This is a genomic window from Marinobacter sp. LV10R520-4, assembly GCF_002563815.1.
Classification (GTDB): domain Bacteria; phylum Pseudomonadota; class Gammaproteobacteria; order Pseudomonadales; family Oleiphilaceae; genus Marinobacter.
Genome location: NZ_PDJM01000001.1, coordinates 3648881 through 3674184, shown reverse-complemented (window position 1 = coordinate 3674184; position 25304 = coordinate 3648881). Strand labels below are relative to the sequence as shown.

Here is a 25304-nt window from a genome sequence, read left to right as displayed (position 1 = left end):
TCTGGGCTGGGTCTTTAGCAATTCTTCGTTTTCTGTTTTTTCAGCCTCAGACCCGCCGCTCTTGCCGACGTCTGTTTCTCGGGCCGCTTCATTCCTTTCCAGGCTTTGATTTCCGCCCGTGTGCGGCCGCAACCCCGGCAGACGCCGCTGTCCAATTGACAGACAGAGTTGCAGGGGTTTTCTATTTCCTTCGCCATGGGGGCTCCCAGCCTGCGGATCGTCAAGTGTTGCCTGCTCTTAATGTCTGATGCGCCGTATCTGCGCCAGCCGCGCTAACCAGTTACCCTTCTGGGAGTTCGTGCAGGCTTCCTCGCTGTCGAACTGCAGGCAATTGGAAATGAGGCCTGGGTCCAGGCCGGTTTGTTCAAGCGCGGCCAAGGTCTGTGCACGCGCATGCTGTTTAAAGCCATCAACAAGCGCTTGCTCAAGGTTGGCCCGGGTATCAAAAATCCAGGTCACGCGAAGGCCCGCCGGAAACTGATTTGCGCCGCTATCGTGTGTCAGCCAGCAAAAACCGGGTACTTCAGTTTTTGCAGCTTCGCAGGCTTCGGTGAGCGCCACGACAAACTGGCGTTCTATTTGTTTAAGTTCACGTTTGTCAGGTTTCATAGTGTTATAGAGTAACATAACGAAAAGATCAGATTCGCACTAATCACAAAACAAGGAGCCTCAGTGTCCACCAGCGTCGAAATGAGCGGCATTTACCTTACCTATCCAACAGAATCAGGTGCTGTCTCAGTGCTCAATAACGCATCACTCAAGGTTCCACCCGGCGAAACACTGGCGATTACTGGCCCATCCGGAAGCGGGAAAACCTCCCTGCTTCTGCTGCTTTCTGGTCTTGAGCGCCCAGACAAGGGCGAGATTCTGATTGGCAGCCAGCGCCTTGGTGACATGGATTCAAATGCATTGGCCGACTGGCGCAGCAAGCACCTTGGCATTATTTTCCAGTCATTTCATTTGCTGCCCGGTCTCAGCGCGCTGGGTAACGTCAGCCTGCCCCTTGAAATTGCCGGGCAAGCCCACGCCCGTGAACAAGCTATTGCCATGCTGGAGGCCGTTGGGCTGAGCCATCGATTGCAGCACTATCCAGCGCAACTGTCTGGCGGCGAGCAGCAGCGTGTAGCGATTGCCAGGGCACTGGTGAATCAACCGAGTTTGCTGCTGGGTGACGAGCCTACAGGCAATCTGGACCAGGAAACCGGCGAGAAAGTGCTTTCGTTGCTGTTCGACCTGCATAAGAAAAGCAAGTCTACGCTGGTGCTGGTGACCCACGACGAGCGCGTCGCGGAGCGATGTCAGCACAGGGTTCGGATGGACGGTGGGCACCTCTATGAAATCTGAAACCTCCGCAAGACCCTTCTGGATGCTGAAATTCGCGATCTCGGACCTGCGCTCGCGCATCTCCGCGCTCAAGGTTTTTCTGGCATGCCTCATACTGGGCGTTACCCTGGTGGCTGCCACGGCTAGTCTCTACCGGGTTATCGAGCAGAGTCTGCTAGCGGATACCCGCATGCTTCTGGGCGGCGACGTCGAACTGGAAGCCAGTGAACCTCTGCCGGATGAAGTGCTTGCATGGGTTCGTGCGACCGGCAGCCTCTCGCTGGTTCGAGAGCTCGATACGATGGTAAGCGGGGCAGCGAGTGGTGAAGGTGAAGGTGAAGACGGCGGCGCAAGCTTCGTCAGAGCCGAGATACTGATTCCGGATGCCGCCTATCCGCTTTACGGCAAGCTGCAACTAATGCCGGATCAACCACTTGCAGAGCTAACTTCACAGAAGAATGATCTTTGGGGCGCCATCATTGATCCTTTGCTTGCTGAGCGTCTGGGCCAGTCCATTGGCGATCAGATTCAGATTGGCGCAGCAACTTTTCGCATCAGCGGCCTGATTCAGGCGCAGCCGGATCGCAGCCTGAATGCCAACTGGCGCGGCTTGCCGATCATGATTTCCGAAGCGGCGGTAGAAGCAACTGGGCTGATTCGGCCGGGCAGCCGCGTTGACTACGAATACCGGGTGCAGACCGATCGCAATCTGGACGTCTGGCTGGATGAATTCGAGCAGGCGTTTCCCGATACCCGCTGGGATACCACAACCTTTGCCGAGCGCAGCGAACGCCTGTCCGAAAGGCTTGACCAGATTGCAACGGCGCTCATTCTGATCGCTTTTACCACGCTGTTCATTGGCGGCCTGGGTGTCGCCAACAGCATACATGCCTACCTGGACGAAAAGCTTGGCACCATCGCCACACTGCAAACACTGGGCTTGCGCCGCCGGCCTTTGGTGGGCATTTATCTTCTTCAGATTGGCCTGCTGGGCAGCATGGCCGGCATCATCGGCGGCGCCATCGGGTTGGCGCTGTCTGCCGCAGCCATTGGTCTGGCCGGTGATGCCTTTGCGCTGCCCGGCTCTGTTGATGCTGGCCAGTGGGTAGCTCTTTGGCTTGTGCCATTGCTGCTGAGCTGGCTGTTTGCGGTGCTGACGGCCTACGTTTTCGCACTGCCGGCGCTGGCCAGAGCACTTGCTGCGTCGCCGGCAGGCCTGTTCCGCGGCCGGGTTCAGGCGGCCAGCCATGAGCCTCGCAGCTGGCGGATAGCGAGTTATCTTCTGCTAGCGGCCTACATTGCCGCCACTCTTCTCTGGCTACCCTCCCCGCAACTCGGGTTCCTGTTTCTGCTGGCTGTTGTGCTGCTCTGGGGCTTACTGGAAGGTCTGATCAAGGGACTGCAACGCGCTGCCAGAGATTTGGAAGACAGCGGCTTTGCTGGTCGAAATTTTGCACGCCGACTGGCGCTGGCCAATTTGCACAGGCCAGATTCACCGTTGCGGGCAACCCTGCTCTCGCTGGGTACGGCGCTGACTCTTGTGGTGGCTTGCACCCTGCTTGTGGGCACCCTCCTTCGCGCGCTGGAATCCACGATCCCGGCCGAAGCCCCTGCCCTGATCCTGTATGAGGTTTTTTTTGATCAGATTGACCCGCTCAAGTCTGGCCTCGAATCCCTTGATCCGGCCAGTCAGATTGAACTATTGCCACTGGTTCGTGGCCGCCTGGCGGCGATCAACAACCAGCCAATCGCGGATGTTCTGGCAGACAACTCGCAAGCCAGACGCGAGGCCATGGGTGATGAGTACAAGCTCAGTTATCTGTCAGGAAACCCGGAAGATCTAGAGCTCGTCAGTGGCAGCTGGTGGTCGTCGCCGGCAGCAGAGGGTGAGCCCGCCTTCATGGCGATGGAAGATCGTGAAGCCAACCAGCTCGGGCTGAAAGTAGGAGACCGAGTGGAGTTTCAGGCTGAGGGCCAGACAATTGCCGCCGAAATTAAAGCCCTGTACCAGCAAAAAGGCCTTCAAACCCGATTCTGGTTCGAAGGCCTTCTGCAAGATGGCGCGCTGGACGAGTTGATTGGCAGGTATGTAGGCGTGGTTTACCAAACCGACCCGGCCGCAAAAACGTCACAGCAGTGGCTGGCCAGAAACATCCCGAATGTGATTACCCTGCGCACAGCCGACTGGCTCGAGACCGCCGGTAACCTGCTCAACAAAGCAGCGGCCGGCCTTGCCACCGTTGCTTTGGTCAGCCTGACGGCGAGCCTTCTTGTGCTGTCCAGCGTGGTCAGTGTCAGCCGCAGACGACAGCTATACGAGGCCAACCTGCTTCACTGCCTTGGCGCGAGGCACCAGGCTATTCGGCAGTCCATGCTGCTGGAAACCGGGTTACTTACCTTGCTTTCTACCGTGTTCGCGACCGCACTCGGAGCGCTGATTGCCCTTCCACTGGCCAGCATGTTGCTAAAACTGCCGGCAGGCGATCTGTGGTGGCTTGGCGCGCTGGTGGCGGGCGCCGTCAGCTCCCTTGCCCTGCTGGCAGGCCTGCTGCCAACGCTGCGGGCGCTGCGGCTGAACCCGGCCCTGCTGCTGCGGGAGGGTTGAGTGGAGGGTGGCTATTAACGAAATGTATATGCGTGTTTTTCTGTGTTGACTAAACTGAGACAATTGCACTCGACCAACACGCCAGGAAAAGGCTCATATGATAGTACAGACAGGCTCTGACGAATCCGATAAAACCAACGGGAACCCTCTGAACAACTCCGATGGAATGATTCAGGCGGTAAACGTTCGAAGCGTATCACTGGTCATTCTGGCGACCGTCGCCACTTTGTTTTTTATCGACTGGGCGCAAGCCATTTTATTGCCCTTAGTGGTGGCGGTGCTGATCAGCTATGCGCTCGACCCGCTGGTAACCGGGCTCGAACGTTTGCGACTGCCGCGAACTCTTGCCGCTGGGTTGGTGATCACCGTCGTTATAGCCATTTGCGCAGCCGCAAGCGTGCCTTTAAAAGATGAAGCGATGGATCTTTTAAACAAAATTCCGCAAGCGGTTGAGCGCTTTCAGCGTGAAGAGGCGAGAAATCCTGTAAAAGAAGAAAGCGTTATCGAAAAGGCCCAGGAGGCCGCAATCAAAATTGAAGAAACGACCGCGTCAGACGATAAAAGAGACAGCTCCCGGACTCGCGCTACATTGGTGAGGATTGCAAAAGAGCCCTTCGATCTCCGCAATTTTATTATGCAGGGCTCACCTGCTGCACTGGTGCTGTTCTCGCAGGTGCTTTCAGTGTTGCTGCTGGTATTTTTCCTGTTGGCCGTAGGCAAGCTCTACCGTTTGAAAGTTGTGCGCATTGCCGGGCCGTCGTTTGGCCGTATGCGCAAAGCGGCCCATATCATGGCAGACTTCCACCATCAGGTGCGGCGTTTCCTGTTTGTGACGTTAATCGGCGCGGTATTTGTAGGCATCATAACCTGGCTGGCATTCATGGCTCTGGGCTTTGAACAAGCCGGCCTGTGGGGTGTGCTCGCCGGTGTGGCCAGTGCCGTTCCTTATCTGGGGCCTGTTCTGATTTTCCTAGCCACAGGGGCAGCAGCGTTTGTTCAGTTCGGCTCGGTCAATATGGCCCTTGCGGTGTCGTTGACCTCACTGATCATTACCAGTATTCAGGGCAACATACTTACCCCGGTGTTAACGGCGCGCGTGTCGAGCCTGAACGCCGTTGTTATTTTTATTGGTTTATTGGTCTGGGGTTGGTTGTGGGGGCCGGTCGGTTTGATTGTCGCCACGCCCTTGTTGATGATGACAAAATCCCTATGTGATTCTGTGGTCAACTTGAGGCCCCTGGGTGAATTGCTGGGAAAGTAAAAGAGCACAATAGTCAGCGGCCAATCAAGCGACAATCAGGCGAATAACAATGGCGCCGACCATAATCAGAGTTAGCCATTTCACCCACTGTGCACCCCGTGGCCCAACATTGACCTTCACCGCAATGATTGCCCCGGCAATGTTACCTGCGGCCAGGGTCAGGCCCATGGCCCAGCGTACTTGCCCACTGCCTGCGAATATCGCCAGTGCCGGGATGGTATACAGAAGAATGATGAAGACTTTGAGCACGTTCACCTGGAGCAGGTCTATTTTCAGCATACGGTGCAGCGCCACAATAAACAGCGCCCCTACTCCCACCTGAATGAAACCACCGTAAAGACCCACCACAAACATGGCGGCGTAGATCACCGGGCCGAGCCGTTGGGGGGTTAAAGGCCGAGTGTCCAGCTTTGGCGCTGGCAACAGTAAAAATGCCGAGGTGGCGATCATGGCGGCAACCAGAATGAACTCGAAAACAGCTGCCGACACATCGGTTGCAAGCCATGCACCAAGCAAGGATCCCAGCACGGCCGGCACGGCCAGGCGCAAACCAATGCCTAGCTGGCCGTGCCCGTTACGGAAAAAACTGCCAACGGCGGTAACGCTCTGCAACGTTATAGCGACCCGATTGGTGCCATTGGCAACCTGGGGCGGCAAGCCCAGAAACATCAGCAAGGGCAAAGTGAGCATTGAGCCGCCGGCGGAGAGCACGTTAATAAAGCCGGCGACCCCGCCCAGGGCAGCCAGCAAAACCATTTCAGTGAGCGTCATTCGGTGACCGTATCAATGTTGAACCAAGGGTTTGCGAGCTGCCGCGGCAGAAGATTTGTAACTGCTCCAAGCTTGAATGCTTAACGCAAGGCTAACGGAGGTTGCACAAGAAAAGCTAATGGTAGATTTTACAAAACGTCCCTGTGTCATAATTCCGTCCCATTCCAGTGTATTGCGGTCGAGTCGAAGATTAAATCTAGACCTAACTAGCCGTCGCTGCCATGCTGAAAGATGACAAACTAACGTTCAACCGACAAATCGCTAATAACGCCGCCGGCATAGACCGGTATAGCATGACGGATTGACAAAAAATCAATGCTGCAGGAAGTTACGAATGACCTTCGCACGTATTACCGGCACTGGCTCGTATCTGCCGGACCAGATTGTTACCAATAAAGATCTAGAAAAAACTGTGGACACCACGGACCAGTGGATCCGCGAGCGCACCGGCATTGAGCAGCGCCATATTGCGGTGAAGGGTCAAACCACGGTTGACCTGGCCGAACAGGCCGCATTGAGAGCCATAGATGCCGCCGGAATAGACGCTGCAGATATTGATCTGATCGTGTTCGCTACTTCTACGCCCAATAAAATATTCCCAAGCTCCGCCTGTATTCTGCAGGCGCGCCTGGGCATTCGAGGCTGTCCCGCTTTTGACATTCAGGCTGTATGCAGCGGTTTTGTGTACGCGCTGGCCACCGCGGATAAGTTTATAAAAACCGGAACCAGCAAAAAAGTGCTCGTCATTGGTGCCGAGGTATTCTCTCGTATTATCGACTGGAGCGATCGCGGTACCTGCGTGTTGTTCGGCGATGGCGCCGGTGCGGTTATTCTTGAAGCCAGTGATGAAACTGGGATTTTGTCCACCCATCTTCACGCCGACGGCAGCTATGAAAAACTTCTTCACGTGCCATGTGGCATCGCCGAAAATCCTGAAAAGTTCAAGGCAGGCTTGGGCTATGTGGAAATGAAAGGCAATGAAGTCTTCAGAATGGCGGTAAACACGCTGGGTAGAATTGTTGATGAAACCCTTGCCCACAACAATATGAAAAAATCGGATATTGATTGGCTTGTGCCCCACCAGGCTAATATGCGCATTATCGCAGCGACCGCTAGAAAACTGAACATGCCGATGGATCAGGTTGTAGTAACCGTTAACAAGCATGGCAATACCTCAGCAGCGTCTATTCCTCTGGCCCTTGATGAAGCTGTACGTGATGGCCGGATCAAGCGGAACGAGGTTGTTTTGCTGGAAGCGTTTGGCGGCGGTTTTACCTGGGGGTCTGCGTTACTACGTTTTTAAGTGGCAGCATATAAGAAGCTGGTTTAAGCTTAGTCCCGATGTGCATCAAAAAAAATAAGAGGAAGAAATGATGAAAATGTCACCTCGGGATACTCAAGCTATGACAACCCAACCTGCGAGCCTCAGCCGCAGACGTTTACTGGTTGGCAGCGCCGGCGCCATGGCCTCTGTCAGCTTGTTAGGCATGGTGCCACTGGCGCGTGCCGAAGAGCCCAAAACCCTGCCTGACTTCGTGAAATGGAAAGATCAATCTGCGTTGATCGTGCACAGCGCGAACACTATGGAAACCCAGCGTGGTGCCATTGGTAGCGGTGTGGTAACGCCAAGCACCCATTTGTTTGTGCGTAACAACCTGCCCGCGCCCGGCGGCATCACGGATAACCCGGATGCCTGGGAAGTTGCCATTGATGGTGTGGCATCGCCCAAAACCTTTACGGTTGCCGATCTGAAAAAAATGAATGTCACGTCGGTTGCGTCTGTATTGCAGTGTTCCGGCAATGGCCGCGCTTTCTTTACCCATGGCCCGGGCGGAACCCAGTGGGCCACCGGCGCTGCGGGCTGTGTCGTTTGGACAGGCGTGCCCCTAAGCGATGTGATCAAAGAACTGGGTGGCAACATTGAAGATGCCCGTTACATAACCGCCACGGGCGGCGAGACTCTGCCTGCAGGTTTGGACCCGAAAACCCTGATGGTAAAGCGCTCTGTCCCCCTTAGAGCGTTAGACCAGGCTATGCTGGTGTGGGAAATGAACGATCAACCCTTACCCTTGAGCCATGGCGGGCCTTTGCGTTTTGTTGTGCCGGGCTACTTTGGTGTCAACAACGTTAAGTACGTCAAAAACATCACTCTTACGAAAGACCAAACCGACGCCAAAATTCAGGCCTCGGGCTATCGCTTTCGCGACGTTGGCGTAAAAGGCGCCCCGGACCAACCTTCCATGTGGGAAATGCCGGTTAAGTCCTGGGTAACTGCTCCTCTAGAAGGCGCAAAAACCGGTCGTAATATGATTTATGGCGTGGCCTTTGGCGGTGTTAATGATCTTGAGAAAATAGAAGTCTCTGTCGACGGTGGCAAAAATTGGAAACAGGCCCGTTTCCTGGGACCGGATTTAGGACCTTTTGCATGGCGTCCGTTTGTACTGGGCACCGATCTGCCGGCCGGCGAGCATCGCATCGTCAGTCGTGCCACCGATGTTGAAGGCAACACTCAACCACCTGAGCGTACGCCGAACGAACGCGGTTATGGCAACACCAGCTGGCAAGATCACGGCGTTACCGTTAACGTAACTTGAGCGTGGAAACTCATTTATGAAAACAGCGGTTGTTAGTATTATATTATGTCTGTGTGCTGGGACCGCTTTTGCAGACGAACTTTACAAACAGGGTAAGCAGGTATTTGATCAGTCTCAGCCTTCCTGCGCGATTTGCCACACTTTGGCAGACGCAGGGTCGGCAGGTGTTATCGGACCCAACTTCAATGATCTGAAGCCTTCTGAAGAGCAGGTTTGGAAGGCGCTGAACGGCGGGGTTGGTATTATGCCGAATTTTTCGGACAGCCTGTCGCAAGAGCAGATGAAAGCGGTGGCGCATTACGTCGCCGAAGCCTCTAAGCAGTAGCGGCAAAACCTGAAGCTCGCACATATTGCGGGCTTCAGGTTTTCGTCATCATGAAAGCGCTTTTACTACTTACCCTCTTCTTATTCTAAAAATTTATATTTAAGTGATTCGTTATTCTTTCCCGTTTTAACCGCACTTTGTTAACTTACCCCTCAACACACCATCTGTTTAGGGGAATGTCATGCAACGTAAACTCAAGGGCCTGGTTACCGGCCTCGCGCTCAGTGCCTCGCTCTTCGCACCTGCCGCTTTATCGGCCGATCGTGAACTGCTGAACTCATCCTATGACATCGCCCGTGAACTGTTCGCCGCTTACAACGTGCATTTCAATGAATACTGGAATGAAAAGACCGGCGACAACGTTGAAGTCAGCCAGTCTCACGCAGGCTCTTCCAAGCAGGCACAAGCGATTATTCAAGGTCTGAAAGCCGACGTGGTTACCTTTAACCAGGTTACCGACATCGACATTCTGCACACCCGCGGCAACTTGATTCCTGAAAACTGGGCCGAGCGTTTACCAAACAACAGCTCTCCTTACTACTCGACTATGGCGTTCCTGGTGCGTAAGGGTAATCCGAAAAACATCCAAAACTGGGACGACCTGGTAAAAGAAGACGTCGCTCTGGTTATGCCCAACCCGAAAACCTCCGGTAACGGTCGTTATACCTACCTGGCCGCACTGGGCTACGCCCAGGAGACCTTTGGTGACGACCAGCAGAAAATAGACGGCTTTCTGCGGGACTTTCTGGGCCACGTAAAAGTCTTCGACAGCGGCGGTCGTGGCGCTACGACCACTTTTATTGAGCGTGGTATTGGCGACGCTCTACTAACGTTTGAATCGGAAGTACTGAATCTGGTCGACCGCTACGACAACGGCGAATACGAAGTTGTCACGCCTAAAGTCAGCTTTCTGGCCGAATTCCCGGTGACCTGGATAGACGATTACGTAAAACAGAACGGCACCGAAGAACTGGCCAAAGCTTATCTTGAGCACCTTTACAGCGAAGACGCCCAGCGCCTGCTGGCCGGATTCAACAACCGCGTGCACAACGAGGTCGTCAAAAAGGAAACGTCTGACCGCTTCCCGGATGTCAAATTACTGCCCATCAGCGCCATTGCCGGCAGCTGGGAAAACGCCACCGAAGAACACTTTGCCAGTGGCGGCAAACTTGACCAACTGCAGCGTCGGAAGTAATTAATGTCCACTGCCAATCAGGCCAGCGTTGTGAAACCACAGCGCTGGTCGCTTGCTAAGGGCCGCAGTAAGCGGGTATTGCCGGGGTTCGGTCTGAGCCTCGGCATTTCGCTGTTCTTTATCAGCCTGGTTCTGCTATTGCCGCTGACCGGTCTGGTCATTGAAATGTCCGCCATGACCCTCAGCGAATTCTGGTTTGTAATCACTGATCCACGGGTGGTTGCCTCCTATAAGGTAACCGCACTGGCGGCATTAGCCGCGTCGCTGTTCAACGGCGCATTTGGCCTGCTGCTGGCCTGGGTATTGGTGCGCTATGAATTTCCCGGAAAACGCCTGATTGATGCAGTGGTAGATCTACCCTTTGCGTTACCCACCGCCGTTGCCGGTATTACTCTGGCAACGCTGTTCGCCGCAAACGGCTGGTATGGACAATGGCTCACCAAACTGGGCATTGAAGTTGCCTTCACTCCGGTTGGCATCGTGGTGGCTATGGCGTTTACCAGCTTACCGTTTGTGGTGCGCACTGTGCAGCCGGTTCTGGAAGAGCTGGCACCGGAAGATGAAGAAGCCGCCGTAAGCCTGGGCGCCAGCGACGCCCATGTGTTTCGCCGGGTCATTTTTCCGGCACTATGGCCAGCATTGGTCACCGGTGTGGCTTTGTCGTTCACCCGCAGCCTTGGCGAGTTTGGCGCGGTTATCTTCATTGCCGGCAACATGCCCTACATCAGTGAAGTCACCAGCCTGATGATCTTTATCCGCCTACAGGAATACGACTACGCGGCGGCCAGCGCGATCGCCTCGGTTGTTCTGCTGGCATCACTGGTGCTGCTGTTTTCCATTACGGTATGGCAAGCGCGCTATCTCAAACGCCTGGAAGGACGCTAGCACCATGGCAAGCACCCGGTCCCGCTCTTCACGCTCTTTACAACAGCGTCGCGTTGGCGACAGCCCGGCCATAAAGTGGCTGCTGATTGGCATTGCCATCGCTGTTACCGCTGGCCTTTTAATTATGCCGCTGGTGGTTATTTTCACCGAAGCCCTGAGCGCCGGGTGGAGCACCTTCGCTGATAACCTGCTAGACCAGTACACTCTGCACGCCATCGGGCTGACCTTGTTTGTGGCCGCTTTGACCGTGCCGCTAAACCTGGTGTTTGGTGTCGCGCTGGCCTGGCTGGTCACCCGGTTTCGCTTTCCCGGCCGTAAACTGCTGATCACCCTGATTGATATTCCGTTTGCGGTGTCGCCAGTGGTGGCTGGTTTGCTGTATCTGCTGCTGTATGGCCGTAACGGCTGGATTGGCAGCTGGCTGGCGGATTATGACATTCAGCTGATGTTCAGCTGGCCCGGCATTGTTATGGTGACGGTGTTTGTGACCTGCCCGTTTGTGGCCCGCGAGCTGATTCCGCTGATGCAACAGCAAGGCAGCGAGGAAGAAGAGGCCGGCGTGGTGCTTGGCGCATCGGGTTGGAGAATATTTCGGACCATCACACTACCCAACATCAAATGGGCGCTTATCTACGGCGTTGTACTGACCAACGCTCGTGCAGTCGGCGAATTTGGCGCGGTGTCGGTGGTGGCGGGTAACATTCGAGGGCAAACCAACACCCTGCCCCTGCACGTGGAATTGTTGTACCAGGATTATAACGTTGTCGGCGCTTTCACCAGCGCCTCACTATTGGCCGGCATTGCCGTGTTTACGCTGGCCGCTAAAGGTTTTGTGGAATGGCGGCAGGCTCGTACCCTTGTCCGTCTGCAAGCACAGGAGACTGCTTAATGAGTATTACCGTTGATGGCATCAACAAGCGCTTTGGCAAGTTTCAGGCGCTGAATAACGTCTCTCTGGATATTCCCGAGGGCAAACTCACCGCTTTGCTGGGCCCCTCTGGCTCGGGCAAAACAACTTTGCTGCGAATTATTGCCGGGCTGGAGTCCGCCGACAGCGGACAAATCTCGTTTTCAGGCCAGGATGTTACCGGGCTTCATGTGCGCGATCGCAACATCGGTTTTGTGTTTCAGCACTATGCTCTGTTCCGCCACATGACCGTGGCACAGAACATTGCTTTCGGCCTGGATTCTCTGCCACGCAAACAGCGCCCGTCAAAAACGGATATTCAGAAGCGCGTTAGCGAACTACTGGAAATGATTCAGTTGCCGCACTTGGCCCAACGCTACCCGGCGCAATTGTCCGGCGGTCAGAAACAGCGGGTGGCATTGGCCCGCTCGATTGCGACCCAACCGAAAATTCTGCTTTTAGATGAGCCCTTTGGAGCGCTGGACGCCAAAGTACGTAAAGACTTGCGCCGTTGGCTGCGCAACCTTCATGACGAATTTCACTTCACCAGCATTTTCGTGACCCACGATCAGGAAGAAGCGTTGGAACTGTCTGATCAGGTGGTGGTTATGAGCCAGGGCCGAGTGGAGCAGGTGAATGAACCCATAGAGCTTTACGCTCGGCCAGAGAGCCGCTTTGTGTTCGATTTTTTGGGCCAGGTAAATGTTATTTCTGGCCAGGTAAGGCAAGGCAGCCTGAGCCAGGGTAATGCCTGGGTAACCTTACCCGGAGTGCAGCACAAGGGAGACGCCCAGCTCTACCTGCGGCCACATGAAGTGCGGCTGGCAACAGCGCCGGTGGCGCACGCCAATTTGCCGCTGCGCATTGAAGCGGTCAGCCTGATTGGCTCGGAAGTGCGGGTTGAGTTACGCCCTGAAGGCTGGCAAAGCGAAGGATCGGATAACATCTGGGAAGTGGGTATCAGCCATGCTGAGTTCAATAGTCAGCGCCCGACTCGCGGCGATCTGCGTTATGCAGTGCCGGAGGTCGGGCATCTGTTTACCGGTAACGACGCTCAGCCCGCAACGGTCAACTGGGCCGAAGCGGAACTGGCACCCCGGGTTCGCTTGATCAGTTGAAGGCTGGTCATACTCAGCCACTGGTTTTTAACCAGTGTGGCGAGCGCCGGGGTGCGTTCCAAAGCCAAATCAATCCGCTCTTGGGGCGCATCAATCAGAACCGTTAAACGCATGGGCTCGTGCCGCCAGTTCGTGCCGTCGTGAACCGACTGCCACGGCAAGCCAATCCGCAGATCGCTGCCATCGCCTTCAATCACGCCCACATTGCCGCCGATCACCGAATGCAGCAGCTTATTGCCCGCACCGTAGGTTTCCGGTGCAGTCACCGAGGCGAAATACTGCAAATTAATCCAGCTGGCAACCACCACAGGGCCACCGAATATGGCGGTCAGTACATTGCCATCCTCGTCTGCCCCGGGGTCATAATCGTGCATGAACACCCGGCCACCCAGGTCGCGTCCGCGCGACAATGTGCGATTGCCAATCAGCATCGCGGCGTTGTTGGCCAAACCCCACTCAGGGCGCACCTCTGCCCAGTTCCGGGTACGTCTTTGCAGTTCGGCCAGCAGCGCGTCATCGCCCAAACCGTTTAGCTGAAGCGGTGTCGCCCGCTCCCTCCGCATGCTGGTACCAGCAATGCTCAGGGCATTTTCAAAACGCGACAGGACACCCCGATGACTGTCCGGTAAGGCGCTGCGGCGAATAATCTGCACTTGGTCGGTTACCGTGCAGTGCTGGCCGGCAACCACCCAAGTTTCCTGCGGAATAACGATACCCTCTTTTTCCAGCCCTGCACGCACCACCGGCTCATTCAGCATATCAGCCACAATCTGCGCATTCAGGCCGCCGTTGCGGCCCCCGCAGGCGCCGCAGGCCAAACCCGCGTGGTGAGCGTTATTGTCTGTGTGGGCGCCGTGGCCCACCAAAACCAGTAACGGGGCAAAATATTCCGTCAGCGACAGCGACCGCAAAAAATCAGTGCCCAGGCGGATTTTGTTCGCATCAGACAACGGATCTCCGGTTCCGGCATGATGCATGCGTAGCTGGCCCGGCTCGTGGTCTTCACCTTTACTGCCATTCCCTTTGTTTAAACTGTCACGCACCAGCTTCCAAGCCCAAGCCAAGCCGGTGGTTTCCACCAGGGTAAATGTTGACAGACTCCCATACTTGGCGCCACGAACGGCTTGACGGACCAGTTCCTGCTGATTGGTTTTGCTTCGCTGTATATTGTCACCCTGGCTGGTACCCGTGGTGTCAGCGGCTATAATCGCCGGCTCCAACAGGCCAGGAAGCTGACGCATGCCGGGCTTGTCGCTGAGTGTCTGATGTGCCAGCGCCAGGCCAAAGAAGCCGGCCATACCTTTGGTTTGAATCCCGCCGTCCGCCTGTTCCAGGTTGCGCCGGATAACTTCCGAACGTACATCAATACAAAATACCGCTTGAATATCCGGCTTTGTCGCCGCAACCGGGCTCTCATCGAGATTCAGACTTGATATCAACTGGCGCTGCCACGCCCGCTCGAACGCCTGCTGCCACAACCAGAGCTGGCCGTCAGTGTTTGCGCCCTTATCGAGACCGCTCGCATCAAACCCACTCTTGGCGGCCAGAGACCACTGGCTACGCCAGGCTTTCCGGGTAGCGTTATCGGCCAGCGCGACCCCTGCCCATTCCCATGCCAGCAACACGGTCAGCAGTTCACGACAGACCCTATTGCTACCCCCTTGATTTTCGGCTCGCCAGTCTATTCCTCGGCACCAGGACGCCCAGCCAATCATATCCAGTAACAATCCGTGGCAAAGCGCTTCCAACGCCGCGGGCGGCAGGGCCAGATCGCTGGTCAGTTGTGCCAGGGCCTGTTCGGTCTCTTGCGGCAAGCCTGCAAGCATACGCTGTAAACCTTTAACGCCAATCTGCTTGTCTACCAGGTGGCTGGCGTTTACATGCTGATGCCAAGCCGTGTAAAGGCCGTGTTCCTTGTCTGCAGCCCAGCGTGCCTGGCGCTGATCAAAGTAACGGGCACAGAAACGACCGGTTTGACGTACAACGGCTTGCTGGGAGTTGCCATCGCCGGCTGGCGCAAGGCCTTCGTGGCTGAGGAAAATAGAGCAGGCTACCCGCGGCTGAACAGAATCGCCCGCGCGCAAGCGCTTAAGCAGGTCTTCAAGCGATGGTGCAGGCTCAGGGCCAGCCGCCTGCAACACATCCTGCACGTCTTCGGGGCGAATACGCCCGCCCTCCCAGGCCGACAAGTAGAAAGACGCAGGCATTAACATGCTGATACCGCCACGGCGCTGCAACTGATCGGCCGCCGCTGCCACCGACTGTTCCCGCATCCCCCACCAGGGATTAACGGCGATAAACTGGTCCAGTGGCCATATCGGCGCTATGGCCTCGCAAGCCGCGGTTACAGCCGCCTGTAATTCGTTTTGTATAGCGTGGTTAGGGTTCATGACTGTTCTCCTGAACTCAACGGGTTAGCTTTGTTTAGATTGGTCGGTTTGGCGCCGCTAAGGCTCAAGCTGCTGGTTTTTCTTGCCAGCGCAGCACTGATGCGGTTCAGCGGCAGGTCTAGCCCTAAGCCGTCGCAGCAGTAATGGTGGAGCGCCTGGCTGATGCGGCTTTGCGGTTTAAGCAAAATCATCAGCGAGCCGGCCGCCAGAGCAGCGACAATGGCCAGGCCCGCCACTTGTGCTGCAAATGGCAACACCAGGTTGTTGGCTGAACCCAGAGCCGGTGACAGCAGCGCATGCAGCAAGCTATACATCGGCAACAGCATCAGGGTGCACAGCAGCAGACTGGCGCGGACAGGCGCCTTCACCCAGGCTGGAATGCCCAGTGCGGCAGCAGTACACGCCAGCACAAGCAGCGTGCCTAGAACCAGTTTCCCTTCAACCAGTGCCGGCACCGCCCACAATATGACAGCGGCGACCACTGCGGCCAGCACGCCGTTTATCACCTGAACTCTCTCCACTCCCGCATACCCTGCCAGTTTATGGCTGGCTACCACGGTGCGGCTGCTGGCAAGGAACGAATGCGCCTTGTACAGCGAGTGCGCCAGCAGGTGAAGAAGGGCCAAGGTGTAAGCGCCTAAACCAATTTCGAACAACATAAAACCCATCTGCGCTGACGTAGACCACGCCAGTGAGTGCTTCACCGACGACTGCGTCATCATCACCAGCGCAGCCACCACGGCGGTCACACCGCCGACGACAAGAAGAATGCCGTGGCCCGGAGTAAAGCCGTCAAACACCGGGTACAAACGCAGCCACAGGAAACCACCCAGGTTGATAATGCCTGCGTGCAGCAGTGCCGAAACCGGCGTTGGCGCTTCCATAACCCGCAACAACCAGCCGTGAACGGGCAGCTGGGCGCATTTCAGCAGCGCCGCTATAGCCAGCAGTACAGACGCGGACCGCAGCGCCAATGATTGATCAGCTCCACCGCTTGCGGCGGCTATCATTTCCGGAAGGTAAAAGGTTTCGTAATGGTGGTGCAGAAGCAAAACGGCGCTGAGTACACACACATCGCCTACCCTACTGATAATGAACTTTTGCAAAGCGGCCGCATTCGCCGCGGCACGTTGGGGGTAAAGGGTGAGCAAATGGTGAAATGAAAGGCTTACGCCCACCCAGGCACCCACAAGGATAAGCAGGTGGTTGGTCAGCACCAGAACCAGAACGCTGGCTAGGGTAATAAGAAACCAGGGGAAAAAGCGCTCGCGCCCCGGGTCCTCGCGCAGGTAGTCGTCTGCGTAACGAATGATGACCCAGCCGATAAAGCCAACCAGCATAGACATCCACAATGACAGGCCATTGGGGAGCAGGCCAAACTGGGCGCTAATTTCCGGCAAACCGGTTGTGAAGCCCGGGCCATCGGCCAGCAACATCAGGCCAATAAAGCCCGTGATAGCCATCAAGGCGACGAACAGGCTCTTGGCGGCGGTCCAGCAATGGGCAAGCTTGCGTGGGTTGCTGGTCCAGCTGGCATAAGCCGCAAGCAACAGCAGCGACAAAGGGACCAGCAACCAGCCCAACAGGGCAAGTTCTGCAACGACGGTGGCAATGGGGTTCATTCAGCAACTCCTTGAACAGCAAATTAGGCAACGTAGCTACTATGCCCACCGTGCATACATTTAAAAAATAGTTTATAAAGAACGTAATATTCACTTTTAAAGAACGAATATATGAAGCTTAATTACCATCACCTGTACTACTTCTGGGAAGTGGCCCGCACCGGACACCTGACCCGTGCTGCGGAAGCTTTGCACATATCCCAATCGGCGCTGTCAGGGCAAATACGAAAGCTGGAGGACAGTTTTGGTGAAGCGCTGTTTATTCGCGAAGGGCGGCGCCTGAAGCTTTCCGAGGCCGGCCGCGTGGCGTTCAGCTACGCCGAGGAAATTTTTCGCCAAGGCGCGGAGCTGTCCGCTTTGTTTGAAAGCGGACAGCAGCCGGCGCGCGAAACATTAAAGGTAGGTGCTGTGGCGACACTGTCGCGAAACTTTCAGGAGGGGTTTCTGGCGCCGCTACTAGAGCGGGATGATCTGGAGCTTAGCCTGCAAAGCGGCGGACTTGACGATTTGCTGCGGCGCCTGTCGGCACACCGGTTAGACCTGGTGCTGTCAAACCAGCCGGTTCAAGGCGACCAACAGAACCCATTTCGCTCCCGCCGCATCGCACGTCAGCCGGTCAGCATTATCGGGCCTCCCGACGCGGCTACCAACGTGGTATTCCCTGACTTTCTTCAGGGTTTGCGGCTAATTGTGCCCGGGGCCGAAAACAATATACGCCACGCGTTTGATCAATTCTGCGATTACCACAAAGTGCGGCCAAGACTGATAGCAGAGGTGGACGACATGGCGATGATGCGACTGCTGGCAAGGGACACCCGCTACTTTTCCGTACTACCTCCTGTGGTCGTCCGTGACGAACTGAAAGCGGGAAGCCTGGTAGATTACGGTGCCCTACCCGGTGTTTTCGAAGAATTTTACGCCATCAGCATCCGCCGCCGATTCGAGCCTGCCAGTCTGGCCCGGCTGTTGGCCCAACCGGTCGGCGATTTTCTTAATCAGGTTTAAACGGCTGGTCAGCCGCCGCCCATTCCGCCGAACAGGCTTGTTAAAATGACCAGCCCGATAATCCAACCAATCACCGCCGGCCAGAAGTTAACGGATTGCGGTGGCTGTTCATCCTGCTCGCCGCTCATCATCTCTGGTTCGGGATAATTGCGTTCGTCCGGCTGCGGCTTTTTCTCATTTTTGCTCGTCGCTTCGCGCAGGCTTGGCCATTCAAACCAGTCACCCAGAAATGCAGTGACCGATGCCGGAAACACACCATTTTTGGCCATCGGCCGCAACTGTGACTCAAGCCGGCGGGCAATGTCAGCGCGCAAAGCAGGCTGGTCGGCAGGTGGCTCACACAAAATGGCCTTCCATACGTTTACATTTTCCGCGCGAATACTGTCATTCAGCAGCGCTTTAATCTGAATGACCACCTCGCGCGCCACTTGCGCTGAATAAGCGTCCAGCTCTTGGGACTGCTCAGACTCTTGCTCAGGCTGTGTCTCCGGAGCGTGTGACGTTGTTTTTGCGTCGATATCAGGGGCGGTCGGTGCAGCAGCACCTGTGGCCTCGCGAAAGGCTTGCTCCAGGCTCACGGCCTCATCGCTGCTGGCAAACTTCAGTTGCTGTTGGTAAGCCTGTTCTATGCGCTGGCGATCGGATGTCGGCTCTATTCCTAGTAGGTCCCAGCAGTTCATTAATACGGATCTCCAATGATTACAAAATGTACATTTATGCGCGACAAATGAACCTCACTGCAATAGCATACGCTTTGCACTGCATAAATCGATCGTTCGAATCGCACTACACAACAAGTATAGAATCACAAACATGGCCGTTACGAATTATTCCTGTTGCCCGAGCGGTACCCGGGCGGATTCGCTCTTAGCAACCACGTCTTTGCAAGCGGCTCCGCGCCAGACCACTCTACGCCGTGCACCCCGAGCATTTGGCGGCTTTGGGCTATTTTGCACAGCAACATTGCTGGGAGTCACCGTAGCGGTCGCACCCGCCTTGGCCGACGGCAATGACCTTTCCGATAAGGTTGAGCCTCTGCCCGGTTTTTACGGTTTTAGTGATGACATCCCTGAAGTTCTGACCACAACCCGATTGCGACAGCCCAAAACCCGAGTGCCGGGCAGCACCACCGTTATTGAAGGCAATTTGATACGGCAGCTGGGCATTAACAGTCTGGTTGAAATTTTTCGTCTGGTGCCGGGTATGGTTGTTGCCGAGGTGGGCAGCGGTACACCGGTGACAACCTACCATGGCACTGCGCACTACGAGCAGCGCCGTATGCAGGTGCTAATAGACGGGCGCACAGCCCATCGTGCCACGCTGTCGGATATGGATTGGCAAAGTATGCCGGTTGCGCTGGAGTTGATTGAGCGCATCGAGATCAGCCGAGGGCCCAACTCGGCTGCATACGGCATCAATGCGTTCCTGGGCAGCATCAATATTATTACCCGGGACCCGGCCGACACCGCCGGTACAGAACTGAGGGTGATGTCCGGATCTCGCGATTATCGGCGCACGTTTGCCAGCGTCGGCGATGCCAACGCCGACATGGACTGGCGCCTGGCTTTCGAGAAACGCGAGTTCGGAGGATTCGATTACCAGAAAGAGAGTGGCGAATTCATACCGTTCCATGATGGCCAGAATCTGAACTTTCTGACGTTCGACTCGCGCTTAAAACTGCAACCAGACTTCAACATGGAATTGCGAGCTGGAGTTACAGACGGCGTTAACGAGGAAGATCAATACAAGACAGGCTATTTCCCGGCGCAAGCCAATCCCGATATTGATGTGCGGGATTACTATCTGGATAGCCGCTTTAACTTCATCCCCTCGGCCGATCATTTTTTCCACGTTCAGGTCAGTTTTGAGAACTTCAAACGCCGTCAGCGTTGGCCTATCGAAGTCTCCGCAGACAAGAGCGATGATGATGAGAAAAAAAGCGATGATGAAAAAAAAAGCGAGCTCAACTCTTTATTTGACGGCATTTGCATCAGTGCTGGCGGCAACCCTGAAGACTGCGAAGCTCGGGCTGCTGCAACGGAGCCCTTAACAGCTAATCTGAACGCTGACTCCGAAGATTCGCGTCTGGAACTGGAATTGCAAGACACGCTGTTACTGTCTGACAAGATTAGATTGGTATCCGGGCTGGGTTATCGCCACAACACCTATCGTTCGGAAACCTTTTTTAATGGTCGCGGTACCAGTGAACAGTACCGGGTTTTCGGCAACCTGGAATATAGCCCTACGGACTGGCTGACCTTTAACGGCGGTGGTAACTGGGAACATACAGACACAACCGGCCGGGGTTACTTCTCCCCGCGCTTGGCGGCTAACCTGATTTTCAATAATCAACATGCGCTGCGTTTTATTTACTCTGAGGCCGTGCGCACGCCGGACAGTTTTGAGCAAAACCCGGACTACGGTTATACACTTCGAAATGTCAATGCTGCTTACGCTGGTGAACTTGAGAGTTACCGCTTAACGATAAACGACTTACTCAATAAAAATTACGTCAACACATTGGGGGTCCATTTGACGGAGGAAAAAATTCGCTCTCACGAAATCAGTTATTTCGGCCAGTTCCCGGTGTCACCTGCCTTGCTCACACTGGAGGTGCGTGGATTCAGGGACGAGATGCGGGATATGATCGGCGGGGTTATCCAGTTCGAAGAATGGAATATTGATAACAGCGTGGATATTGATCAGAAAGGTTTTGAGGTCGAAGGCTCCGTGGTCTTTCCTTCAACAACTCTGCGTCTAAGCTATGGCTATCTTGATCAGGATTCGCGCTACAGCGGCCCTGATAGTTATGACGGCAAACAGTTATCCGCCGAAGAGAAGGAAAACAAGCTCAAATGGCTTGGGCGCCTGTCTGCAAGACATTCTGGAAGCATTGCAGCCATCCAGCGACTTCCATGGAATATTACCGCGGCGAGCGCATTTTACTGGGCCGACGAGTTCCGCAACTCCCAGTTTGAACGCTTGGATATACGCCTGGCCAAGCAGATTATTCAGCCACGCTACACAGCGGAACTTGCGTTTGTTATGCAGCACTACCTGAACCGGGAGTTTGAGCTTAGTTCTGATAACAATATTGCAGACCACAACCAGTTTTTTGTGGAAGCAGGGTTACATTTTTAATGGACGTTCGTAGGTAATGGCAATCATGGATCGATCGCTCAGCAAGGCAGGCCTGTTCCGGATGGCCTACTTTATCGCCCGCGGACGTGTTGTTGCTGCGCTCTTCGGTTTGCTCTTGATGCTGGTTGCCAGCGCTGCCCGCTCAGACATTACGATTCCGTTGATCTATGTGGTGGGTTCAGGTAACGATGTTCTGGACAACTATTTGCTGGAGCAGGTTCGCCAAGTGGTCGGGCAAGAAATACCGGTCATGCCGGTTAAGGAGTCTGAAGCGACATTAAATCCGGACGTGCCCATAGTAACCATTGGCCCCAGAGCGTTTACCACGGCGCTGGGCAGGTATCCGCAGTCGCCGATACTGGCAACACTGATTTCGCAGGAATACTATCGGGCTATGACCAGTGCGCGCTCAGATAAGGGATCGGAGCGCACTGTTTCTGCCGTTTACTACGACGTGCCTCTGCTCAACCAGGCGCTTACCGGCAAGGCCATACTTCCCCAAGCCCGCCGGATTGCCCTGTTAGCAACGCCAGACAGCACCCACCTTTACAGCGAATTGCTGTCGCAGCTGCCAAAGTACAATCTGGAAGCGCAGATGTTTGTTGTAAACAGCAGTAGCGAGCTCATACCGACTCTGGTGCGCGCGCTCTATTACGGTGATTTCGTATTGGCAGCTCAAGACCCCAGCATTTATAACCCAAGCACCATTAAACACATTCTTCTGACCGCCTACCGCCGTAACATCATGGTCATTGGTCCCAGCCAGGTCTATGTTAAAGCCGGCTCGCTGGCCTCAAGCTATGCGCCCTACTCTGCGATTGCGCAAACTTTGGTCAGCGCTCTGGAACAGTGGTTTCAAGAGGGTTTTTTGCCGGAACCTATGTACCCGACCTATTTCAATGTTCAGATAAACGAGCAAGTCGGACGCTCCCTGAACATCCCGCTGCCGTCAGAGGACAGCGTGAAGCAACAGGTAACAGAGCTGCTGCGTAAGCAGGCGATGTCTGCCACCAAAGACGCGGCAGCAGATGCCGCGAACAGTGGGATCTTGCCATGAAGTCACCTTCACTGGGCGTTCCTGCAAAGGGCAATCCGGCGCACCGTCAGTCGGCAAAACTCGCCCGCAAACTGCTTATTCTTGGCGCTTTGCCCGCGGTTCTGATGTTCGCCGCACTGATGCTGTTTTTTACCTATGTGCGATTGCAAGACGCCAACGAACGGGTGGCGGAACACAGCCAGATTGTTGCTGACAGTCTGGCTCCCGCATTGGAGTACGCGGTCGTATCGGGCAACACCAGCGTGCTCAATGACATTATTTCCGAATCTTTACGCCGCAGTGACGCTGACTGGATACGCGTAACGAGCGTTCGCGGCGAGGTTATCGGCTTTGTCAGTAACGCCGACGCCCGTGCTCGTAAACAGGCTGAGGTGGAAGCACGAATAGCGACGCTTGCTGTGCCAGCTTTAAACAAAAACATTTATACCGCCGAGATTCTGCAAAAACCCTTGAATATGGACGACCTGGATATCCCTGAGTGGTTCGACCCGGGTTTGAGCTTCGTCGGCGGAGCCTTACGGGTAGGCAGCGTGTATGTAGGCGTTGATCCAGACCTGCTGGCCAGCAAACGCCGCAGCATTTTGTGGACGTCTGTGGTTTTGAGTACTGCCCTGCTGCTTTTGACTATGCTACTGGTTAATTACTTTCTCACTGGTATCTTGCGCCCCATGCGCAACATTGCGCGGCGAATTAAAGCCCTCAGCCACCACGATTACAAGGTGACGCCGGTGAATCAATATCGTAATTCACAGGAACTCATAACCATAGAAACGCGCCTGAACGAGTTGGCCCAGCATCTCGAAGAGCAACGAAAGCTGCAGGAGCAAACCTTAACGCAAACCCGCTCTGCGCTGGAGCAGGCTGAGCGCAACAGCCAGGCCAAATCTGAATTTATGGACATTGCGAGTCATGAGTTGCAGACCCCTCTTCAGGCTGTGCTGAGCATGGTCAAGCTGATCGAGCGCGAAAGCCTGAGCAGCAGTCAGAGCGAATATCTGATGACCGCCAGTCGCTCTGCGCAGGACCTTTTGCTGGTGATAAACGATATTTTGGAGTACTCCCGTCTGGACGGCGGCACTGCGGTGCTGCGGTCTTATCCATTTGATTTGCACCAGCTGATTCACAACTGCGTGGCGTCCCACGGACAAGCCGCGCTGGAGGCCGAATTAACCCTGGACCTGAGTTTCCACTCAGGTTTTCCAGACGTAGCGATGGTGCAAGGCGACGCGCCAAAATTACGTCAGATATTAGCAGGCCTTCTGGATAACTCTATTAAGGGCAGTCACGATGGCAAGATACAGATTGAAGCCTGCCTGAAAACCGTAGAGACAGAACAATTGCTGGATCACCGGGACGCTGGCGATCAACTCCCTTCGGCGGTATTACTGAGCGTAACAGTGTCCGATGCCGCTGTTCAGGATTTGTCCCACAGTTTAGGCTCTGGATTTAATAATTTTGATGAGTTCGACAAGGTGAGCCAGAGCAACCTGAGCGGAAACTCCGGGTTCATGGGTCTTAGCCTGCCGTTGGTGCAACGCCTTATCGAATTGATGGGGGGTCAGCTAAAGGTAGAGACCAATGCCGAGGGGCGTTCACTCTTGCGCTTCGAGATCCCCTTCGAACAATAAAAAAAGCGCCGGCTCCGTTTATCAGAGCCAGCGCTTTCATTTCACCTTCACGGTCAGTCAGGATCAACCCGAACAGGCTCCCGCATGGTGACAAACTCTTCCGCTGACGTTGGATGAATGCCCAGCGTTGCGTCAAATTGCGCCTTGGTGGCCCCGGCCTTGATCGCAATAGCAAGGCCCTGGGTGATTTCACCGGAGTCTGTCCCTACCATGTGAGCGCCCAGCACTTTGTCGGTGCGGTTATCAACCACCAGTTTCATCATGCAGCGTTCATCGCGCCCGCTTAAGGTGTACTTCATGGGTCTGAATTCCGAGCGGTAAACTCGCAGGCTATGCCCTGCCAGACGAGCTTCCTGCTCGGTCAGGCCTACGGTGCCGATGTTTGGTTGGCAGAAAACCGCGGTGGGTATCGCCGCGTAGTCCATCTCGCCTTCACCATCGCCAAACAACCTTCGTGACAACACCATCGCCTGGGCCAAAGCGACCGGGGTCAACTGGGGGGTGCCGATCACGTCACCGAGCGCAGAGATTGAGGGCACTTCGGTCTGGAAATAGTCGTTTACCACCACGTGGCCCGAGCCATTCAGCGCCACGCCAAGCTCAGCCAGGCCAAGGCCGTCAACGAGCGCGCGGCGTCCGGTCGCGGCCATAACGAGACCGGTTTTGAGTGTTTCGCCGTTGCTCAAAAGCACTGAATAATCGCCGCTTGCGCCGGTGACCGATTCGATAGTGACGTTGAATTGCAGATCCACGCCTTTCTTCACCATTTCCTGGGCCGTAAACGTGCGAATGTCGTCGTCAAAGCCACGAAGAAACAGGTCCCCGCGATACAGCAGTGTGGTTTTAACACCAAGGCCAGCCAAAATACCGGCAAACTCTACGGCTATATAGCCACCGCCCCAAACGACTGCATGCTGTGGAAGTTCCGGTAAGAAGAACATTTCGTTAGACGTCAGTAGGTGCTCTTTGCCGGGAATGTCAGGCACTACGGGCCAACTGCCAGTGGCAACCGTAATGTGTTTGGCGCTGTAGCTTTTATCGCCAATAACCACTGTGTTTGGCCCGCTCAAGCGGGCACTGCCATTGAGAATGGTCACGCCGGCGTTTTCCAACAGGCGACCATAAATGCCGTTCAGGCGCTCGATCTCGCGATTTTTGTTAGCGAGCAATGTGGGCCAATCGAACTTTACGTCGGCAAGAGGCACCTGCCAGCCGTAACCTGCGGCGTCTTCCAGTTCATCGTGAACGTGGGCGCCATAAACAAACAGTTTTTTGGGTACGCAACCCACATTTACGCAGGTACCGCCCAGGTAACGCGATTCCACCACCGCTACCCGCGCACCGCGCTGGGCGGATATGCGGGCCAATCGAACGCCACCAGAACCGGCACCTATCACAATCAAGTCGTAATCTGCTGAGTCAGACACATTGTCTCCCGTTGTTAATCGATTTGAAGCTGTTTCATTCAATTCAGTTT

21 protein-coding genes are annotated in these 25304 nt (G+C 55.3%); 14 read left to right on the top strand and 7 right to left on the bottom strand.

Annotation, left to right across the window (positions count from 1 at the left end; all coding sequences use genetic code 11):
• Positions 1-14 precede the first annotated feature (14 nt).
• Together ATG98_RS17735 and ATG98_RS17730 are read right to left on the bottom strand one after the other, a co-directional pair.
• On the bottom strand, positions 15-197 hold the full coding sequence (locus ATG98_RS17735) for a DUF1289 domain-containing protein (protein WP_098418352.1): 183 nt from the start codon (positions 195-197) through the stop codon (positions 15-17).
• A gap of 40 nt (positions 198-237) precedes the next feature.
• A complete protein-coding gene (locus tag ATG98_RS17730) occupies positions 238-609 on the bottom strand; it encodes a hypothetical protein (protein WP_098424006.1) in 372 nt (123 codons plus the stop codon).
• 81 nt (positions 610-690) lie between these two features.
• On the opposite strand from ATG98_RS17730, the gene ATG98_RS17725 reads away from it, so the two are divergent.
• From ATG98_RS17725 to ATG98_RS17715, 3 genes are all read left to right on the top strand, one after another.
• Positions 691-1344, top strand: coding sequence for an ABC transporter ATP-binding protein (locus ATG98_RS17725; RefSeq protein ID WP_179888312.1), 654 nt, complete (start codon positions 691-693; stop codon positions 1342-1344).
• Positions 1334-3928, top strand: coding sequence for an ABC transporter permease (locus tag ATG98_RS17720; protein ID WP_098424004.1), 2595 nt, complete (start codon positions 1334-1336; stop codon positions 3926-3928). Before ATG98_RS17725 ends, ATG98_RS17720 begins: the two co-directional genes overlap by 11 nt.
• Before the next feature lie 97 nt (positions 3929-4025).
• Positions 4026-5189: an AI-2E family transporter gene (locus tag ATG98_RS17715; protein WP_179888202.1), complete on the top strand. Its 1164-nt coding sequence runs from the start codon at positions 4026-4028 to the stop codon at positions 5187-5189.
• A 24-nt stretch (positions 5190-5213) separates the two neighbouring features.
• Here the strand turns inward: ATG98_RS17715 and ATG98_RS17710 are convergent, their stop codons facing one another.
• A complete protein-coding gene (locus ATG98_RS17710; protein WP_098418349.1) occupies positions 5214-5960 on the bottom strand; it encodes a sulfite exporter TauE/SafE family protein in 747 nt (248 codons plus the stop codon).
• A gap of 334 nt (positions 5961-6294) precedes the next feature.
• Here ATG98_RS17710 and ATG98_RS17705 point away from each other — a divergent pair, with 334 nt between their 5' ends.
• The 7 genes from ATG98_RS17705 (at position 6295) to ATG98_RS17675 (ending at position 12984) form a co-directional block, all read left to right on the top strand.
• Positions 6295-7263, top strand: coding sequence for a beta-ketoacyl-ACP synthase III (locus tag ATG98_RS17705; RefSeq protein ID WP_098418348.1), 969 nt, complete (start codon positions 6295-6297; stop codon positions 7261-7263).
• A 100-nt stretch (positions 7264-7363) separates the two neighbouring features.
• A complete protein-coding gene (locus ATG98_RS17700; RefSeq protein WP_218925891.1) occupies positions 7364-8554 on the top strand; it encodes a sulfite oxidase in 1191 nt (396 codons plus the stop codon).
• 16 nt (positions 8555-8570) lie between these two features.
• Positions 8571-8879, top strand: a complete 309-nt coding sequence (locus ATG98_RS17695; protein WP_098418347.1) for a c-type cytochrome — start codon at positions 8571-8573, stop codon at positions 8877-8879.
• A 181-nt stretch (positions 8880-9060) separates the two neighbouring features.
• Entirely contained in the window at positions 9061-10074 is a 1014-nt protein-coding gene (gene cysP, locus ATG98_RS17690; protein WP_098418346.1) for a thiosulfate ABC transporter substrate-binding protein CysP, read from the top strand.
• A gap of 3 nt (positions 10075-10077) precedes the next feature.
• Positions 10078-10959, top strand: coding sequence for a sulfate/thiosulfate ABC transporter permease CysT (gene cysT, locus ATG98_RS17685; RefSeq protein WP_098418345.1), 882 nt, complete (start codon positions 10078-10080; stop codon positions 10957-10959).
• A gap of 4 nt (positions 10960-10963) precedes the next feature.
• Complete coding sequence (gene cysW / locus ATG98_RS17680) at positions 10964-11848, top strand: sulfate ABC transporter permease subunit CysW (RefSeq protein WP_098424003.1); 885 nt, start codon at positions 10964-10966, stop codon at positions 11846-11848.
• Complete coding sequence (locus ATG98_RS17675) at positions 11848-12984, top strand: sulfate/molybdate ABC transporter ATP-binding protein (protein WP_098424002.1); 1137 nt, start codon at positions 11848-11850, stop codon at positions 12982-12984. The genes cysW and ATG98_RS17675 overlap by 1 nt, the downstream gene beginning before the upstream one ends.
• Here ATG98_RS17675 and ATG98_RS17670 read toward each other — a convergent pair.
• Together ATG98_RS17670 and ATG98_RS17665 are read right to left on the bottom strand one after the other, a co-directional pair.
• Positions 12921-15374, bottom strand: a complete 2454-nt coding sequence (locus ATG98_RS17670; protein ID WP_098424001.1) for a DUF2309 domain-containing protein — start codon at positions 15372-15374, stop codon at positions 12921-12923. The two genes, ATG98_RS17675 and ATG98_RS17670, sit on opposite strands and share 64 nt — an antisense overlap.
• A complete protein-coding gene (locus ATG98_RS17665; RefSeq protein ID WP_098424000.1) occupies positions 15371-16996 on the bottom strand; it encodes an NADH-quinone oxidoreductase subunit L in 1626 nt (541 codons plus the stop codon). The genes ATG98_RS17670 and ATG98_RS17665 overlap by 4 nt, the downstream gene beginning before the upstream one ends.
• A gap of 111 nt (positions 16997-17107) precedes the next feature.
• Between ATG98_RS17665 and ATG98_RS17660 the strand changes: the two genes are divergently transcribed.
• Positions 17108-18001 (top strand): LysR family transcriptional regulator, encoded by an 894-nt coding sequence (locus ATG98_RS17660; RefSeq protein WP_098423999.1) that lies wholly within the window; start codon positions 17108-17110, stop codon positions 17999-18001.
• 8 nt (positions 18002-18009) lie between these two features.
• Here ATG98_RS17660 and ATG98_RS17655 read toward each other — a convergent pair whose 3' ends face one another.
• Complete coding sequence (locus ATG98_RS17655; RefSeq protein WP_098423998.1) at positions 18010-18681, bottom strand: J domain-containing protein; 672 nt, start codon at positions 18679-18681, stop codon at positions 18010-18012.
• Positions 18682-18814: 133 nt separating this feature from the next.
• On the opposite strand from ATG98_RS17655, the gene ATG98_RS17650 reads away from it, so the two are divergent.
• From ATG98_RS17650 to ATG98_RS17640, 3 genes are read left to right on the top strand one after another with little or no spacing between them, the layout of a single operon-like run.
• Positions 18815-21142: a TonB-dependent receptor plug domain-containing protein gene (locus tag ATG98_RS17650; RefSeq protein ID WP_228706190.1), complete on the top strand. Its 2328-nt coding sequence runs from the start codon at positions 18815-18817 to the stop codon at positions 21140-21142.
• A gap of 25 nt (positions 21143-21167) precedes the next feature.
• Complete coding sequence (locus ATG98_RS17645; protein WP_228706189.1) at positions 21168-22199, top strand: ABC transporter substrate-binding protein; 1032 nt, start codon at positions 21168-21170, stop codon at positions 22197-22199.
• Entirely contained in the window at positions 22196-23827 is a 1632-nt protein-coding gene (locus ATG98_RS17640; RefSeq protein ID WP_098423997.1) for a sensor histidine kinase, read from the top strand. Before ATG98_RS17645 ends, ATG98_RS17640 begins: the two co-directional genes overlap by 4 nt.
• 53 nt (positions 23828-23880) lie before the next feature.
• Here ATG98_RS17640 and gorA read toward each other — a convergent pair whose 3' ends face one another.
• A complete protein-coding gene (gene gorA, locus ATG98_RS17635) occupies positions 23881-25254 on the bottom strand; it encodes a glutathione-disulfide reductase (RefSeq protein ID WP_098418335.1) in 1374 nt (457 codons plus the stop codon).
• Between the last annotated feature and the right edge of the window lie 50 nt (positions 25255-25304).

Coding starts and splice junctions, on each gene's coding strand:
- ATG98_RS17665 (WP_098424000.1), bottom strand. CDS start 16,996: ATGAACCCCATTGCCACCGTCGTTGCAGAACTTGCCCTGTTGGGCTGG.
- ATG98_RS17670 (WP_098424001.1), bottom strand. CDS start 15,374: ATGAACCCTAACCACGCTATACAAAACGAATTACAGGCGGCTGTAACC.
- ATG98_RS17725 (WP_179888312.1), top strand. CDS start 691: ATGAGCGGCATTTACCTTACCTATCCAACAGAATCAGGTGCTGTCTCA.
- ATG98_RS17735 (WP_098418352.1), bottom strand. CDS start 197: ATGGCGAAGGAAATAGAAAACCCCTGCAACTCTGTCTGTCAATTGGAC.
- ATG98_RS17730 (WP_098424006.1), bottom strand. CDS start 609: ATGAAACCTGACAAACGTGAACTTAAACAAATAGAACGCCAGTTTGTC.
- cysP (WP_098418346.1), top strand. CDS start 9,061: ATGCAACGTAAACTCAAGGGCCTGGTTACCGGCCTCGCGCTCAGTGCC.
- ATG98_RS17705 (WP_098418348.1), top strand. CDS start 6,295: ATGACCTTCGCACGTATTACCGGCACTGGCTCGTATCTGCCGGACCAG.
- cysT (WP_098418345.1), top strand. CDS start 10,078: ATGTCCACTGCCAATCAGGCCAGCGTTGTGAAACCACAGCGCTGGTCG.
- ATG98_RS17710 (WP_098418349.1), bottom strand. CDS start 5,960: ATGACGCTCACTGAAATGGTTTTGCTGGCTGCCCTGGGCGGGGTCGCC.
- ATG98_RS17675 (WP_098424002.1), top strand. CDS start 11,848: ATGAGTATTACCGTTGATGGCATCAACAAGCGCTTTGGCAAGTTTCAG.
- ATG98_RS17655 (WP_098423998.1), bottom strand. CDS start 18,681: ATGAACTGCTGGGACCTACTAGGAATAGAGCCGACATCCGATCGCCAG.
- ATG98_RS17650 (WP_228706190.1), top strand. CDS start 18,815: ATGGCCGTTACGAATTATTCCTGTTGCCCGAGCGGTACCCGGGCGGAT.
- ATG98_RS17715 (WP_179888202.1), top strand. CDS start 4,026: ATGATAGTACAGACAGGCTCTGACGAATCCGATAAAACCAACGGGAAC.
- ATG98_RS17640 (WP_098423997.1), top strand. CDS start 22,196: ATGAAGTCACCTTCACTGGGCGTTCCTGCAAAGGGCAATCCGGCGCAC.
- ATG98_RS17700 (WP_218925891.1), top strand. CDS start 7,364: ATGACAACCCAACCTGCGAGCCTCAGCCGCAGACGTTTACTGGTTGGC.
- ATG98_RS17695 (WP_098418347.1), top strand. CDS start 8,571: ATGAAAACAGCGGTTGTTAGTATTATATTATGTCTGTGTGCTGGGACC.
- cysW (WP_098424003.1), top strand. CDS start 10,964: ATGGCAAGCACCCGGTCCCGCTCTTCACGCTCTTTACAACAGCGTCGC.
- ATG98_RS17720 (WP_098424004.1), top strand. CDS start 1,334: ATGAAATCTGAAACCTCCGCAAGACCCTTCTGGATGCTGAAATTCGCG.
- ATG98_RS17660 (WP_098423999.1), top strand. CDS start 17,108: ATGAAGCTTAATTACCATCACCTGTACTACTTCTGGGAAGTGGCCCGC.
- ATG98_RS17645 (WP_228706189.1), top strand. CDS start 21,168: ATGGATCGATCGCTCAGCAAGGCAGGCCTGTTCCGGATGGCCTACTTT.